Source organism: Tepidiphilus margaritifer DSM 15129, from assembly GCF_000425565.1.
Lineage (GTDB): Bacteria > Pseudomonadota > Gammaproteobacteria > Burkholderiales > Rhodocyclaceae > Tepidiphilus > Tepidiphilus margaritifer.
In genome coordinates, this window is the sequence record NZ_AUDR01000003.1 from 13430 (window position 1) to 28865 (window position 15436).

General features: G+C 65.5%; 11 protein-coding genes, 1 other RNA gene and 1 pseudogene. 4 read left to right on the forward strand and 9 right to left on the reverse strand.

The features are described 5' to 3' along the window. Positions 1-26: 26 nt before the first annotated feature. The 8 genes from H607_RS0100485 to gyrA all read right to left on the reverse strand — a co-directional run bounded on the left by H607_RS0100485 (position 27) and on the right by gyrA (position 10880). Positions 27-335, reverse strand: coding sequence for an integration host factor subunit beta (locus H607_RS0100485; RefSeq protein WP_028873805.1), 309 nt, complete (start codon positions 333-335; stop codon positions 27-29). Between the two features lie 13 nt (positions 336-348). Next, complete coding sequence (gene rpsA / locus H607_RS0100490) at positions 349-2070, reverse strand: 30S ribosomal protein S1 (RefSeq protein WP_028873806.1); 1722 nt, start codon at positions 2068-2070, stop codon at positions 349-351. A gap of 72 nt (positions 2071-2142) precedes the next feature. Next, positions 2143-4089: a bifunctional 3-phosphoshikimate 1-carboxyvinyltransferase/cytidylate kinase gene (locus tag H607_RS0100495; protein WP_028873807.1), complete on the reverse strand. Its 1947-nt coding sequence runs from the start codon at positions 4087-4089 to the stop codon at positions 2143-2145. Next, positions 4086-4979 (reverse strand): prephenate dehydrogenase/arogenate dehydrogenase family protein, encoded by an 894-nt coding sequence (locus H607_RS0100500; protein WP_028873808.1) that lies wholly within the window; start codon positions 4977-4979, stop codon positions 4086-4088. Before H607_RS0100500 ends, H607_RS0100495 begins: the two co-directional genes overlap by 4 nt. 17 nt (positions 4980-4996) lie before the next feature. After that, complete coding sequence (gene hisC, locus H607_RS0100505; protein WP_028873809.1) at positions 4997-6097, reverse strand: histidinol-phosphate transaminase; 1101 nt, start codon at positions 6095-6097, stop codon at positions 4997-4999. A gap of 30 nt (positions 6098-6127) precedes the next feature. Further along, complete coding sequence (gene pheA / locus H607_RS0100510; protein WP_028873810.1) at positions 6128-7198, reverse strand: prephenate dehydratase; 1071 nt, start codon at positions 7196-7198, stop codon at positions 6128-6130. Positions 7199-7213: 15 nt separating this feature from the next. Next, on the reverse strand, positions 7214-8311 hold the full coding sequence (gene serC / locus H607_RS0100515; RefSeq protein WP_028873811.1) for a 3-phosphoserine/phosphohydroxythreonine transaminase: 1098 nt from the start codon (positions 8309-8311) through the stop codon (positions 7214-7216). Beyond that, positions 8298-10880, reverse strand: coding sequence for a DNA gyrase subunit A (gene gyrA, locus H607_RS0100520; RefSeq protein WP_028873812.1), 2583 nt, complete (start codon positions 10878-10880; stop codon positions 8298-8300). Before gyrA ends, serC begins: the two co-directional genes overlap by 14 nt. Positions 10881-10956: 76 nt before the next feature. Between gyrA and H607_RS0100525 the strand changes: the two genes are divergently transcribed. The 4 genes from H607_RS0100525 (at position 10957) to ssrA (ending at position 14291) form a co-directional block, all read left to right on the forward strand. Beyond that, positions 10957-12300 carry a TRZ/ATZ family hydrolase gene (locus H607_RS0100525; protein WP_028873813.1) on the forward strand — a complete coding sequence of 448 codons (1344 nt, stop codon included), beginning with the start codon at positions 10957-10959 and terminating at the stop codon, positions 12298-12300. A gap of 77 nt (positions 12301-12377) precedes the next feature. Continuing rightward, positions 12378-13094, forward strand: a complete 717-nt coding sequence (locus H607_RS0100530) for an OmpA family protein (RefSeq protein WP_028873814.1) — start codon at positions 12378-12380, stop codon at positions 13092-13094. Between the two features lie 64 nt (positions 13095-13158). Further along, positions 13159-13857, forward strand: coding sequence for a bifunctional 2-polyprenyl-6-hydroxyphenol methylase/3-demethylubiquinol 3-O-methyltransferase UbiG (ubiG, locus tag H607_RS0100535; protein ID WP_028873815.1), 699 nt, complete (start codon positions 13159-13161; stop codon positions 13855-13857). A gap of 63 nt (positions 13858-13920) precedes the next feature. Further along, positions 13921-14291, forward strand: a transfer-messenger RNA (tmRNA) gene (gene ssrA, locus H607_RS13015). A 690-nt stretch (positions 14292-14981) separates the two neighbouring features. Here the strand turns inward: ssrA and H607_RS0100540 are convergent. Further along, a pseudogene (locus H607_RS0100540) lies at positions 14982-15436 on the reverse strand (hypothetical protein); the annotation flags it as partial.

The window sequence follows — 15436 nt, forward strand, 5'->3', positions numbered from 1 at the left end:
CTTCCGTTGGGACGAGCGCCGGACGCTCAACAGACGGCCGCTGGTTCCGGCGCCTTGTGCCGGTCCACGCGTTCGCGCAGCTCTTTGCCTGCCTTGAAATGTGGCACGTATTTCGCCGGTACCGGCACGGGCAAACCCGTTTTCGGGTTGCGCCCCATGCGCGGCGGGCGATACGTGAGCGTGAAACTGCCGAAGCCGCGAATTTCGATGCGGCCATTGGCGACGAGCGTCTCGCCCATCGACTGCAGGATCAGTTTCACGGCCAGCTCCACGTCTTTCGGCGGCAGCTGCGGAAAGCGCGCGGCCAGCCGTTCGATCAATTCGGAACGGGTCATGGCCGCACGTCGGTCAAGACTGCTTTTGTTCGTTGAGCTTGGCTTTCAGCAAGGCCCCCAGGCTGGTCGTGCCGCTGGCGGACGCCCCTTCACCGGCCAGCCGATTGAGCGCCTCGGCCTGCTCGGCCTGTTCCTTGGCGCGGATCGACAGGTTGATCGAACGGTTCTTGCGATCGACGTTGACGATGGCCACTTCCACTTGCTGCCCTTCGTGCAGCAGCTGGGTGAGATCGTCAACGCGATGCGCCGCCGCTTCGGACGCACGCAGATAGCCCTCGACCTCGTCGTCGAGCTGAATCACGGCGCCTTTCGGTTCGACTGACTTGACGGTCCCGGTGACCACGGAGCCTTTCTCGTGCGTGGCGATGTAGTTGGTGAAAGGATCGCCCTCGAGCTGTTTGATGCCGAGCGAAATGCGCTCGCGCTCGACGTCGACGGCGAGCACCACGGCTTCCACTTCATCCCCTTTCTTGTAGCGACGCACAGCCGTCTCGCCCGGTTCGGTCCAGGAGAGATCGGAGAGGTGCACCAGACCATCGATGCCGCCCTCCAGGCCGATGAAGACGCCGAAGTCGGTGATCGACTTGATCTGGCCGCGGACCTTGTCGCCTTTCTTGTGGTTCTGAGCGAACTCTTCCCACGGGTTGGGCTTGCACTGTTTCATGCCGAGCGAAATGCGGCGGCGGTCTTCGTCGATCTCGAGGATCATCACCTCGACTTCGTCGCCAACCTGCACCACCTTGCTCGGGTGGATGTTCTTATTGGTCCAGTCCATCTCGGAGACGTGCACCAGCCCCTCGATGCCCGGCTCGATCTCGACGAAGGCACCATAGTCGGTGAGGTTGGTGACCTTGCCAAAGAGGCGCGTACCGGCCGGATAGCGGCGCGAGATGCCGACCCAGGGATCCTCGCCGAGCTGTTTCAATCCCAGGGAGACGCGCATCTTCTCGCGGTCGAACTTGAGCACCTTGGCCTCGACCTCGTCGCCGACGTTGACGACTTCGGACGGATGGCGCACGCGGCGCCAGGCGAGATCGGTGATGTGCAGCAACCCGTCGATGCCGCCCAGGTCGACGAAGGCGCCGTAATCGGTGATGTTCTTGACCACACCCTTGACGATGGAGCCCTCTTGCAGGGACTCGAGCAGCTTTTCGCGATCCTCGCCCATGGTCTCTTCGAGCACGGCGCGGCGCGACACGACGATGTTGTTACGTTTGCGGTCGATCTTGATGACCTTGAACTCGAGCTCTTTACCCTCGATCGGAGTAGTGTCCTTCATCGGGCGGATGTCGACCAGGGATCCGGGCAGGAAGGCGCGCAGCCCATTGACCATGACGGTGAGACCGCCCTTGACGCGGCCGGTGACCACCCCTTTGACGATGCGGCCTTCTTCGAAGGCTTGTTCGAGTTCGTTCCACGCTTCCAGGCGCTTGGCTTTCTCGCGCGACAGGCGCGTTTCACCGTAGCCATCTTCGAGAGCCTCGATCGCCACGTGTACGAAGTCACCGACCTTGACTTCGAGCTCGCCGCGGTCGTTCATGAATTCTTCTTTGGGGATGTAGCTCTCGGACTTCAGGCCGGCATTGACGATCACGAAGTTGTCGTCGATGCCGACGACCTCGGCGGTGATCACCTGCCCCGGCGTCATTTCTTGCAGCACGAGGCTCTGCTCGAAGAGATCGGCGAAGCTTTCTTGGGTTTCGGTGGGTTGGGTGGCTACGGCGGTTGAGTTCATCGTTTCGGTTTCCAAAGACGTTTCTCCCTCAGGAAAAACGCAAGACAAAAAGGGTGAATGAAAATTCCCGGATCACGCAAGCCCGCGCGTCCGGACCCAAGCGAAAATGACCTCCACGGCCTCTTCCACGCCCATATGGGACGTATCGAGCCGCAGAGCGTCGGGGCATTGCTGCAGAGGGGCGATGGCGCGTTCCCGGTCCCGCCGGTCGCGTGCCTCGAGCTCTTCACGCAATCTTTCGATGTTAGCAGACATTCCCTTGTCGATCAACTGCTTGAAGCGACGTTCGGCGCGCACCTCGACGGCAGCCGTGAGAAAGACCTTGAGCTCGGCATCGGGAAAGACGACCGAGCCCATGTCGCGCCCCTCGGCCACTAGACCGGGGCGGCGGCGAAACGCCCTCTGGCGTTCGAGCAGCGCCTCGCGCACGGCCCCGTGCACGGCGACGCGCGAAGCGGCAGCGGAGACCTCTTCCGTCCGGATGGCCTCGGTCACGTCTTCACCGGCAAGAAAGATGCGACCACCGGCGAAGCGTACCTCCAGTTCGCGCGCGAGCCAGGAGAGCATCGCGGCATCCTCGGTCGCTGCGCCGCGGCGCAGCGCCGCCAACGCCACCAGCCGGTAGAGCGCACCGCTGTCGAGATAGTGCCAACCGAGCCGTTCGGCCAGGCGCGCTGCCACGGTTCCCTTGCCGCTTGCCGTCGGCCCGTCGATCGCCACCACCGGCACCGGCCGCACGACCGAGCGGTATGCCTGCCAATACTGGGGGAACGTCTTGTTGACACACCCGGGCTCGAGGATGCGCACATAGATATCGCCGAAAGCGGCGAGCGAAAAACACATCGCCATGCGATGATCGTCGTAGGTGGCGATCGCCGCCGGCCGTAGCCGCTCGGGCGGAGTGATGACGAGAAAATCTGGCCCCTCTTCGACCGCAGCCCCGAGTTTGCGCAACTCGGTGGCCATGGCGGCGATGCGATCGGTCTCTTTCACCCGCCAGCTGCCGATGCGGCGCAGGCGCGAGGGCCCCTCGCAAAAGAGCGCCACGACCGCCAGCGTCATGGCCGCGTCCGGAATGTGGTTGAGATCGAGATCGAACGCCCGCAGTCGGCCGTTTGCAGGGGAACAGGCCTCGATCCAGTTCTCTCCCATACTGATGCGGGCGCCGAGCGCCTCCAGTGCCTCGGCGAAGCGTACGTCGCCCTGCAGGCTCGCCCGACCCACGCCCTCGACGCGCACCGGTCCTCCCCCCAAGGCTCCGGCGGCAAGGAAGTAAGACGCCGAAGAAGCATCCCCTTCGACGTAGACTACCCCCGGCGAGCGGTAGCGCGCCCGGCCATCGTAGTGGAACCGTCCGTCGTGTTCGGCGAGCTCCACCCCGAAGCGCGCCATCAGCGCGAGCGTGAGGGCCACGTAGGGGCGGGAAATGAGTTCCCCCACGACCTCGACGGTGATCGGCCGGCCGAGCAGGGGCAGCGCCATGAGCAGCGCCGAGAGGAACTGACTGGAGACGTCGCCCCGGATACGGACGGTCTCGACGTAAGTGGGTACGGGCGAATGGATCGCGAGCGGCGGATAACCGTCGTGCTCCAGATACTCGATACGCGCCCCCAGTTGACGCAAGGCCTCGACCAGATCACCGATGGGTCGCTCGTGCATGCGCGGCACCCCCCGCAGGCGATATTCCCCGCCCATCAAGGCGAGCACGGCGGTGAGCGGCCGGAACGCCGTACCCGCATTGCCCAGAAAGAGCTCGGCCTCGCGCACCGGAAAGGGAGCGCCACCCGTGCCATGGACCATGTAGTCCTGCTCGCCGGTGCGCTCCCAGCGTACGCCCAGCGCCTCGAGCGCCTCGAGCATGCGCGCGACGTCGTCGGAGTGCAGCAGATCACGGATGGAGGTGTCACCCTCGGCGAGTGCCGCGAGCAGCAGCACGCGGTTGGAGATGCTCTTGCTGCCCGGCAGCCGCACCCCGCCTCGGGCATGGAGGGCGGGAGGCAGATCGAGAAACCCGCTCATTCGTCCGATCCTCCTCCGTTGACGTAGCGTTCGCCCCAGGCCATGCGGGCCGCGCGCGCCTTGGCGAAGACATCCTCCAGACCCGGGCCGTTGGCCGAGAGCAAGAGCGCGCGGATGAAGGCGAGTTCGGAGAGATACTGGTCGAGCTCGGCCAGGATCGCCTGGCGATTGACGAGGCAGATGTCGCGCCACATCTCGGGGTGGCTCGCGGCGATGCGGGTGAAATCGCGAAAGCCGCCGGCGGCATACTCGAAGAGCTGCTCGGCGTTCGCACGCCCGGCGAGGTCGTGCACCAGCGCATAGGCGAGTACGTGCGGCAGATGGCTCACGGCAGCGAAGATCCGGTCGTGCTCCTGTGGCGACATCTCGCGGATGAGCGCACCGCAGGCTTGCCAGAGCTGTGCTACCCGCAGCACGCTGCCGGGCTCGTTTTCGGGCAGCGGCGTGAGTACCACCTTGCGGCCGCGAAAGAGCGACGCATCGGCCGCCTCGCAGCCGCTCTTCTCCGCCCCGGCGATGGGATGCCCCGGCACGGCGTGCGCCAGGTGCGGTCCCAAGTGCAGGTAGAAGGATTCGATCACGTTGCGCTTGGTACTGCCCGCATCGGTGACGAGGGTGCCCGGCGCCAGATGCGGCGCCATGGCCTTGACCACCGCCTCCGTCTGTCCCACCGGCATGGCGAGCAGCACGACTTCCGCCCCGGCGAGCGCTTCGGCCCAGTCTGCGGCAGCCAGATCGATCACCCCCAGGGCGAGCGCCCGCTCGAGCGATGCCTGCGAACGCCCCACACCCACCACTTCGCGCACCATGCCGGCCGCCTTGAGCGCCAGGGCGAAGGAGCCGCCGATGAGCCCGACGCCGCACACGACCAGGCGTCCCACCGGTTTCATCTTCATGAAAGCCCCTCTCAGGTGCCAAGGATATCGGTGAGCGCGTCGAGGAAACGGGCGTTCTCTTCGGGCAGACCCACGGTGACGCGCAGCCACTCGGGTAGGCCATAGCCGGCGATCGGCCGCACGATCACGCCGCGATCGAGCAGCGCCTCGTTCACCGCACTCGCGTCGCCCACGCGCACCATCACGAAGTTGCCGCGCGAGTGCACCCACTGCAATCCCAGCCGCGCGAATCCCTCGTAGAGCTGCTGCAGCCCCTGGCGGTTGAGCTCGGCACTGCGCACGACGAACGCCTCGTCTTCGAGGGCGGCGGCCGCCGCTGCGAGCGCGAAGGCGTTGACGTTGAAAGGCTGCCGGATGCGGTTGATCACATCGACGAGCTCGGGACGCGCCACGCCGTAGCCCACGCGCAGCGAGGCGAGCCCATAGATCTTGGAAAACGTCCGGCACACGAGCAGGTTCGGGAAACGATTGACCCAGGCGAGGGATTCGTAGCGTTCGGCGGGATCGAGATATTCGCCGTAGGCTTCGTCGAGCACCACCAGCACGTCCTCGGGCACCCGCGAAAGGAAGGATTCCAGCGCCTCGCCGGGCACGAAGGTGCCGGTGGGATTGTTCGGATTGGCGAGGAAGACGATGCGCGTACGCGGCGTGATCGCGGCGAGCATCGCCTCGAGGTCATGCCCGTAGTCCTTGGCCGGCACTTCGACCGGCCGTGCGCCCAGCGCCTGCGTCACCAGCGGATAGACCGCGAAGGCGTATTGGGAATACACCGCCTCGGTACCCGGCTGCAGCACGATGCGCGCGGCCAGCTCCAGTACGTCGTTCGAGCCGTTACCGAGCACCAAACGCTCGGGTGCGACGCCGAACTTGCGCGCGATTGCCTCCTTGAGCACGAAGCCATTGCCGTCGGGATAACGGGCCCCTTCGGCCGCCGTCGCATCCAGCGTGGCCCGCGCTTTCGGACTCATGCCGAGCGGATTCTCGTTCGAAGCGAGCTTGACGATGTCGGCCTCGCGCAGACCGCGCTCGCGCGCGAGCTCCCCGATGGGCTTACCCGGTTGATAAGGGGCGAGCGAGCGGATCGCCGCCGGAACGTGATCGATGACGCGCATCTCTTCTCCTCCTCGCATCGTTGTCCAAAATCACCACGCCGCGGCCGGATAGGAACCGAGCAGCTTGAGGAAGGTCGCGCGTTCCTCGAGCGCCGCGAGCGCCTGGCGGACCGGATCGTCGAGCCGATGCCCTTCCAGGTCGATGTAGAAGACGTATTCCCACAAACCGCTCTTGGCCGGGCGCGATTGCAGTTTGGTCATACTCACGCCATACTGCGCCAAGGGTTCGAGCAGACGATGCATGGCGCCGGGCTTGTTCGGCGTAGAGCACACGAGCGAGGTTTTGTCCCGCCCCGAAGGGCCGGCAGCGTCGTGTTTGGCGATGACGAGAAAGCGCGTGGTGTTGTTCGGATCGTCCTCGATGTTGGCCGCCAGCACCGTGAGCCCGTAGCGCTCGGCCGCAGCCTCGCCGGCGATGGCCGCCGCGTCCGGATCCTGGGCGGCGAGCCGCGCCGCCTCGGCATTGCTCGCCACCGGCACGTAGGGAACATCGGGCAGGTGGCGCGCGAGCCATTCATGGCACTGCGCGAGCGACTGGGCGTGGGAATAGACGCGCTTCACCGCCGCGAGGCTCGGGGCGAGCGACATCAGATGCTGATGGATGCGCAGCATCACCTCGCCGCAGATCTGCAGCGGATGCAGCAGGAGCAGATCGTGCGTGACGCCGACCATGCCCTCCACCGAGTTCTCGATGGGCACCACGCCGTAGTCGATGTTGCCCGCCTCGGTTTCGCGGAAGACCTCGTCGATCGAGGCGAGCGGCACGAACTGGGGTGCGCTGCCGAAATGCTTGCGCGCCGCCGCCTCGGAGAAGGTCCCGGCCGGGCCGAGATAGGCCACCTTGAGCGGTTGCTCGAGCGCGAGGCAGGCCGACATGATCTCGCGAAAGATCGTGCGCACCGCGCTCTCGGGCAGCGGCCCCGGATTGAGCGAGGCGATGCGGCGCAACACCTGTGCCTCGCGCTCGGGGCGGTAGATCGCCCCCTGCTTGAGCTCGCCCACGCGCCGCGCACAGCGCCCGCGCTCCGCGAGCAACTTGAGGATCTCCTCGTCGATGGCGTCGATACGCCGACGCAGCGCCAAGAGTTCCGACTCGTCCATCCCCCTCCCCTTTCTTCAGGCGTGCCGTACGGCAAAGTCTCGCAGGAAGGCGGCGAGCGCCTCCACGCCCTCGCGCGGCATGGCGTTGTAGATGGAAGCCCGCATTCCGCCCACCATCTTGTGCCCTTTGAGATACTTGAGCCCGGCGTCCTCGGCCTCCTGCAGGAAAAGTTCGTTCAACGACTCGTCGGCGAGGCGAAACGGCACGTTCATCCAGCTGCGCCAGTGCGGCTCGACGGCATTGCAGTAAAAGGGCGTGGCATCGATGCACTCGTAGAGCAGACGCGCCTTGGCCTCGTTACGCTGCGCCATCGCCGCCAAGCCGCCGAGCGATTCGAGCCACTGGAACACGAGGCCGGCCACATAGATGGCAAAAGTGGGCGGCGTATTGAGCATCGAACCGTTCTCGGCCATGCGGTCGTAGCGCAGCACCGGCGGGGTGCCCTCCCAGGGCGAGGCCATGAGATCGCGACGCACGATCACGAGCGTCAGTCCCGCCGGGCCGATGTTTTTCTGCGCCCCGGCATAGATGAGGCCGAAGCGGCGCACGTCGATGGGGCGCGACAGCAGGTGCGAGGACATGTCGGCGACGAGGGGCACGCCCGAGGCTTGCAACGCCTCGAGCTCCAGCCACTCCACGCCGTGGATCGTCTCGTTGGTGCACACATGCACGTAGCGCGCATTGGGATCGAGCGAAAGCTCCTCGGGGCGCGGCGCGCGGGTGAAGCCACTTTCTGCAGTGGAGCCGGCTAGACGGACCTGGCCGCCGAGCACGGGCGCGATGCGCTGCGCCTCCACGAAGGCTTTCTGCGACCAGGCGCCGGTGACGACGTAATCGGCCGAGCCGCCGCCGAGCAGGTTCATGGGAATGGCGGAGAACTGCAGCGTCGCCCCTCCCTGGAGGAAGAGCACGGCGTAGTCATCGGGGATGGAGAGCAGTTTCCTGAGATCGGCCTCCGCCCGCGCGATCACTTCCGAGAAGTGCTTGCCGCGATGGCTCACCTCGATGATGCTCGAACCGATCCCGTGCCAGTCGAGCAGCTCCTCCTGCACCGTGCGCAGGACCGGCTCCGGCAGCATCGCCGGCCCGGCGCTGAAGTTATACACCCGCATCGCCTTCCCCTTCGTCCTCGTCCCCGACCACCGGCGTACGTGCCACTTTCACCACCGTCACCAGGCGGTCACCATCGTCCAGCGCCATCAGGGTCACCCCTTGCGTCGAGCGCCCCATCTCGCGGATGTCGTCGACCGAAGTGCGGATCAGCACCCCGTTTTGCGAGATGAGAATGATCTCGTCGCCCGGTTGCACCAGGCAGGCCGCCACGAGCCGGCCGTTACGGCGACTGGTCTGGATGGCGATCATCCCCTTGGTGCCACGCCCGTGACGCGTGAATTCCGCCACCGGCGTCCGCTTGCCGTAACCCGCCTCGGTGGCCGTGAGCACCGAGCCGGACTCGTCGCGCACCACCAGCATCGACACCACCTGCTGGCCGTCTTCGAGCGCCATGCCGCGCACGCCGCGCGCTTCGCGCCCCATCGGCCGCACGTCGTTCTCGGCAAAGCGCACCGCCTTACCCGCGTCGGAGAAGAGCATCACGTCGCAGCTGCCGTCGGTGAGATCCACGCCGATGAGGCGGTCGCCGTCGTCGAGCGACAGCGCCACGATCCCGGCCTTGCGCGGATTGGCGAACGCCGACAGCGCCGTCTTCTTCACCACGCCCGAAGCAGTAGCGAAGAAGACGTAGTGCGCGTCGTCGAACTCGCGCACCGGCAGCACCGCCTGGATGCGCTCGTCCGGCCCCATGGGCACGAGGTTGACGATGGGCTTGCCGCGCGCCCCGCGAGCGCCCTCGGGCAGCTCGAAGACGCGCAGCCAGTAGACGCGCCCGCGGCTGGAGAAGCACAACACCCAGTCGTGGGTGTTGGCCACGAACACCTGCTCGAGGAAATCCTCCTCCTTGACCGCGGCCGCCTGCTTGCCGCGCCCGCCGCGGCGCTGCGCCCGGTAGTCGTCGAGCGGCTGGCGTTTGACGTAGCCGGCGTGCGACAGGGTCACCACCATGTCCTGCGGCGCCACCAGATCTTCCAGCCGGATCTCGTCGGCCTCCAGCACGAGCTCGCTGCGGCGCGGATCGGCGTACTGGGCGGCCACCTGCCGCAGCTCCTCGCCGATGATGGCCGAGACGCGCTCGGGCCTGGCGAGGATGTCGAGCAGATCGGCGATGCGCTCGATCACCTCGCGGTACTCCTGCACGATCTTGTCCTGCTCGAGCCCCGTGAGGCGCTGCAGCCGCAGATCCAGGATCGCCTGCGCCTGCGCTTCCGACAGGCGATAGCCCTCGCTCGACCAACCAACCTCGGTCTCCAGCCCTTCCGGGCGGAACCGCGCCGCGTCCTCGCCCGCACGCGCCACCAGCTCGGCCACCACCGGCGAATGCCAGCGGCGCGCGAGCAGCGCCTCTTTGGCGGCCGCCGGCGTGGGTGAGGCCTTGATGAGCGCGACGATCTCGTCGACGTTGGAAAGCGCCACCGCCAAGCCTTCGAGGATGTGCCCCCGTTCGCGCGCCTTGCGCAGCTCGAAGACGGTGCGCCGCGTCACCACCTCGCGCCGGTGCGCCAGGAAATGGCCGACGAGCTCCTTGAGCGTGAGCGTCTGCGGCCGACCATCGACGAGCGCCACCAGGTTCATGCCGAAGGTGTCCTGCATCTGCGTGTGCTTGAAGAGCTGGTTGAGGATCACCTCGGGATGCTCGCCGCGCTTCAATTCGATGACCACACGCATGCCGGACTTGTCCGATTCGTCGCGGATCTCGCTGATGCCCTCGATGCGCTTCTCATTGACGAGCTCGGCGATGCGCTCGAGCAGCGTCTTCTTGTTGACCTGATAGGGCAGCTCGTCGACGATGATCGCCTGCCGGTCACCGCGGCCGATCTCCTCGAAATGGGTACGCGCCCGCATCACCACGCGGCCCCGCCCCGTGCGGTAGCCATCGCGCACGCCCTCGAGCCCGACGATGAGTCCGGCCGTCGGAAAATCCGGTGCCGGCACGTACTGCATCAGATCGTCGTCGGAGAGCTCGGGGTTTTCCAGCAACGCCAGGCACGCCTGCACCACCTCGCCGAGGTTGTGCGGCGGGATGTTGGTGGCCATGCCCACCGCGATGCCGCTCGAACCGTTGATGAGCAGATTGGGGATACGGGAAGGCAACACCAGCGGCTCACGCTCGCTGCCGTCGTAGTTCGGGCCGAAATCGACGGTTTCTTTGTCGATGTCGACGAGCATCTCGTGCCCGATGCGCGACATACGGATCTCGGTGTAGCGCATGGCCGCGGGGCTGTCGCCGTCGACGGAGCCGAAGTTGCCCTGGCCGTCGATGAGGGGATAGCGCAGGGAAAAATCCTGCGCCATGCGTACGATGGTGTCGTAGACGGCCGTATCACCGTGGGGGTGATATTTACCGATCACGTCACCGACGATACGCGCCGACTTCTTGTAGGGCTTGTTCCAGTCGTTGCCCAACTCGTGCATGGCATAGAGCACGCGCCGATGCACGGGCTTGAGACCATCGCGCACGTCGGGCAGCGCCCGGCCGACGATGACACTCATGGCATAATCGAGATAAGAGCGCCGCATCTCCTCTTCGAGGGGCACGGGCAGGGTTTCGCGGGCGAAGGAATCCATTGAGCAAAAACCGCCGTACAAATCCGTAGAATTCGCTATTTTATCACGCCGCTCAACCCCCTTCCGGAGCCCGCCGATGCCCGAATCGATCGCTCTCCAGCCCGCCGACGCCCTCATCCTCCCCCGCTGGCTCCTGCCGATGGAGCCGGCCGGTGCGCTCCTCACCGGCCACGCCGTTGCGATCCGCGGCGATACGATCCTCGACGTCGGGCCGGCCGATGAATTGGCGCGGCGCTGGCGGCCGTGCGAGCGCGTCGAACTGCCCGATCACGTGCTGCTGCCCGGCCTCATCAACGCGCACACGCACGCGGCCATGACCCTGCTGCGCGGCATCGGCGACGATCTCCCCTTGCGCCGCTGGCTCGAAGAGGCGATCTGGCCGCGCGAGGCGGCCCTGATGAGCGAAGAATTCGTCTACGACGGCACGTTGCTCGCCGCCGCCGAGATGCTGCGCGGCGGCATCACCACCGCCGTCGACATGTACTTCTATCCCGAGGCCACCGCACGCGCCTTCACCACCATGGGCATGCGCTCGGTGCTCGGCATCACCGTCATTGATTTCCCCACCCCCTACGCGGCCGATGCCGACGAAGCGCTCGCCAAGGGGCTCGCCGTGCGCGATGCCTGGCGCGATGAACCGCTCGTCTCCTTCCTGCTCGCGCCGCACGCCCCCTATTCGGTGAACGACGAGACCCTCGAGCGCATCGCCACCCTCGCCGCCCAGCTCGACCTGCCAGTCCAAATCCACTTGCTCGAGACGGCGCAGGAGCGGGAAGAATCGCTCGCACGCCACGGCGAGACCCCCTTGCAGCGGCTCGACCGCCTCGGCCTGCTGGGGCCGGGGCTCGTCGGCGTGCACGCCGTACACCTCACCGCCCACGAGATCGCGCTGCTAGCCGAGCGCGGCGTAGCCCTCGTACACTGCCCCACCTCCAACATGAAACTCGCCAGCGGCATCGCCGCCGTACCCCGGTGGCTCGATGCCGACATCCCCGTCGGCCTGGGTACCGACGGAGCGGCGAGCAACAACCGGCTCGACCTCTTCCAGGAAATGCGCCATGCGGCGCTGCTCGCCAAGGTCGGCCAAGGACGCGCCGAAGCATTGCCCGCGATACAGGTACTGGAACTCGCCACGATCGGCGCTGCCCGCGCCCTCGGGCTGGAACATCGCCTCGGCTCGATCCGCCCGGGCAAGGCCGCCGACCTCGTCGCCGTCGCCCTCGACACCGTCGAAACCCAACCCTGTTATGCCCCCTGCTCACACCTCGTCTTCGTCACCGGACGCGAGCACGTCAGCGACGTCTGGGTTGCCGGGCAGCGGCGAGTGGTCGATGGCCAACTACTGTTGCAGGAAAGCAACAGCTATTTGACGGCATTGGCGCAAAACTGGCGGCAACGGATTCAATTGCAAAACCGCTGAAAAAGTGCTTGTATAATGAACTCAAGGATGCAATCCCAGACCTTGTCCCAACCGTTTTCACAAGAAAGGATGCTGCCATGACCAAAAATACCCGCCTCAAGCTGCTCGCCGCCGTGCTCGGAACGATCGGTATCTCCATGAGCGCCGTGTCCGCCGACATCGTGGTCGATCCGAAAGGCGTCATTCCCTACGTCACCGACTCCCGCAACGTCGTCGTCACGAGCGGTTCGGGGGCTTGCGTTCAAGCCGGTGCCAGCTGGTCTCCAGCCGCTGCCGAGCAAGCCAAGGACGCCAACGGCAAGCCGCTCGCCTGCAGCTGCGACCCCGACCTGATTTCCAAAGACAAGTGCGAACCGCCGCGTCCGCCCGCCCCGGTTGCTCGTCCGGCACCCAAACCCGCCGAGCAGAAAGTCAAGCTCGCGGCCGATACGCTCTTCGACTTCGACAAGGCCACGCTGCGTCCCGAGGGTAAGGCCAAGCTCGACGAAATCGTCTCGCAGCTTGGCAAATACAACGTCGAAGTCATCCTTGCCGTCGGCTACACCGACCGCATCGGCAGCGCCGCATACAACCAAAAACTCTCTGAGCGCCGCGCCGACGCCGTCAAGAAATACCTGATCAGCAAAGGCGTACCGGCCAGCCGGATCTACACCGAAGGCAAAGGCAAGGCCAACCCAGTCACCGGCGACAAGTGCAAGAACATGGGTCCGGAAAACCGGCACAACAAGAAACTCATCCAGTGCCTGCAACCCGACCGTCGCGTCGAAATCCAAGTCATCGGTACCGACAAGTAATCCTGGTTATCCGATGTCTGCGAAAAACCCCGCCCTGGCGGGGTTTTTCTTTGGAGGCTTTCTCATGACGAACGTCGACCTGCAAGAAATCGCCAAATTCGACGAGCACGCCCACCACTGGTGGGATCCGACGAGCGAATTCCGACCCCTGCACGAGATCAACCCCCTGCGACTCTCCTGGATCGAATCCCATGTGACGCTCGCCGGCAAGCGCGTGCTCGACGTCGGCTGCGGCGGCGGCATTCTCTCTGAAGGCATGGCGCGGCGTGGCGCCCAGGTCACGGGCATCGACCTCTCCGCTGCCGCCCTGGAAGTCGCCAAACTCCACCTGCTCGAATCCGGCTTGTCGGTGGACTACCACCTGGAAAGCGTCGAGGACCACGCCGCAGCGCATCCCAGTGCCTATGAAGTCGTGACCTGCATGGAGCTGCTCGAGCACGTCCCCGAGCCCGAATCCATCGTCGCCGCCTGCGCCAAGGCGCTCACCCCCGGCGGATGGGCCTTCTTCGCCACCATCAACCGCACGCCCAAAGCCTACCTGCACGCGATCCTAGGGGCAGAATACGTCCTGAGGCTACTGCCGCGCGGCACGCACGACTACGCCAAATTCCTCCGCCCCGCCGAACTCGCCCGCTGGACCCGGGAAAACGGGCTCGAACCGGTCGCCCTGCAAGGGCTGGGTTACAACCCCTTCACGAAAACCTATCGTCTGATCGAGGAAACTGCGGTAAACTACCTCTTCGCTGCCCGCAAGGTGGCGTAAAAAAGTGCAGCAATCGGCGGAACTTTTTCACCGTACGATGCACTAACCTTTTGCAAACCCACTGGGGCCGTACCTGGCTTCGACGGGGGTCGCAAAGCAGCACAGCGCATACCGAGGACCAGTCACCTCGTAAATCCACTGGAAAGCAAATAAACGCCAACGACGAGCGTTTCGCTCTCGCCGCCTAAGGGCGGCGAGCGCTGCACCGGCTGGCCTCTGGGCCGGATGATGGCGTAAGCCATCGCGCAGCGTCATTCACAGAGGCTCGTCTCCGGGTCGGGCCGCTTGGCTCGGGGCCTAAAACCAAGGCGGCTCGCGTCGGTGCGGTGAGCCTACCCACCAACACCGGCGCTAAATTCAAACGGTAGGCTAAGTATGTAGACCTGGCTGTGGAGGGCTTCCGGACGGGGGTTCGACTCCCCCCGGCTCCACCAACACATTCGCATAAGTGCTTGATTTCAAAGGGAAAAACGGCAAGCAAAAAATTTCTGCCTTATCACTTGCCTTATCGTTTTTCCTGCCTTATCGTCTTGCAGCGCGTCCCGTTTTTTTTGATGTGGTCGGCATGAGCCGCCTTCCGGCCGCCGCCGCCGGTCGCCACAGCCGCCGCCGTTCCTGGCGTGGGTGCGCGCGCCTTGCCTCTTCAACCATGGTTAAACTGGGTCGCAACCATGGTTAAAAGGTGCGCTTGGCCGTGCGCCGCCATAGCGCCGCTGTAGGCCGTTTTCCGTAGTGGCCTATAGGATGGCCTAGCCTCACCAGAAAAAACGGCTCAGAAGGCCGCTACGCAAGCCGTTTTCCGTTATGGCGCGGGGTGGTGGTGCTCTTCCAGGGTTCGCGTGGTGGCGCCGCCTCAAAGCCTGGCCGCACGGCGCAAGCGCCCGCTTGAACCGGCGAAAGCGTCACGCTAAAGCCGTCAAAAGAGCGCATCGCATCGCCGCCCGCCGTTTCTCATTCTGGCGCGATGCGTCGGGCATATTCAAGTTTCAGGATGCGAAAACTGCCGACCAACGCGGATTGCATCACCCTAACCATGGAACCCGTCGGAGTACCTTTTGCCACCGCTTGGCGTGGCCGTGAAGCGTGCTTATCGCCGCCGTAAGCGCACTTCACGGGGGGAGTGATCAAGGCCTTGGCAGGGGATCGCCAAACGCCTGGCGCGCCGCGCGCAGTGCCGCGCGTGATTCCTCGGTGGCCTCGAACGATTGCGCCGCCGCCTGCCGCTCGGCCTCGAGGCGGGGCAAGCCGCCGTCGAATTCGGCCACGGCCGCGCGCTCTTCCCAATCGCGGAATCGCTCCAGGTAGTAATGCCGCGCCGTCGAATCCTCGGCCGCCGCCGCCAACACCCTGGCGATGGTCGCCGGGTCGGTCTCGCCGATCAGCTCGAGCCAGCGCCGAATGCGGGTGCGCTCGTCCTCGAGCAACGGCCGTTCCGGTGGCGTTTTCCCTGGCACGTACGCCGCCGCCTCCACCGCGCCCGTCTCGGCGTGCAGCACCTCTTCGCGCGTCTTGGCGGGGGAAAAGGCGATGACGCGCTCGGTGCCGTCGATGTAGCGAATGCGCCAAGTGGTGGCGCGTT

Coding starts and splice junctions, on each gene's coding strand:
- H607_RS0100500 (WP_028873808.1), bottom strand. CDS start 4,979: ATGAAACCGGTGGGACGCCTGGTCGTGTGCGGCGTCGGGCTCATCGGC.
- pheA (WP_028873810.1), bottom strand. CDS start 7,198: ATGGACGAGTCGGAACTCTTGGCGCTGCGTCGGCGTATCGACGCCATC.
- H607_RS0100525 (WP_028873813.1), top strand. CDS start 10,957: ATGCCCGAATCGATCGCTCTCCAGCCCGCCGACGCCCTCATCCTCCCC.
- rpsA (WP_028873806.1), bottom strand. CDS start 2,070: ATGAACTCAACCGCCGTAGCCACCCAACCCACCGAAACCCAAGAAAGC.
- gyrA (WP_028873812.1), bottom strand. CDS start 10,880: ATGGATTCCTTCGCCCGCGAAACCCTGCCCGTGCCCCTCGAAGAGGAG.
- serC (WP_028873811.1), bottom strand. CDS start 8,311: ATGCGGGTGTATAACTTCAGCGCCGGGCCGGCGATGCTGCCGGAGCCG.
- H607_RS0100495 (WP_028873807.1), bottom strand. CDS start 4,089: ATGAGCGGGTTTCTCGATCTGCCTCCCGCCCTCCATGCCCGAGGCGGG.
- ubiG (WP_028873815.1), top strand. CDS start 13,159: ATGACGAACGTCGACCTGCAAGAAATCGCCAAATTCGACGAGCACGCC.
- H607_RS0100485 (WP_028873805.1), bottom strand. CDS start 335: ATGACCCGTTCCGAATTGATCGAACGGCTGGCCGCGCGCTTTCCGCAG.
- H607_RS0100530 (WP_028873814.1), top strand. CDS start 12,378: ATGACCAAAAATACCCGCCTCAAGCTGCTCGCCGCCGTGCTCGGAACG.
- hisC (WP_028873809.1), bottom strand. CDS start 6,097: ATGCGCGTCATCGATCACGTTCCGGCGGCGATCCGCTCGCTCGCCCCT.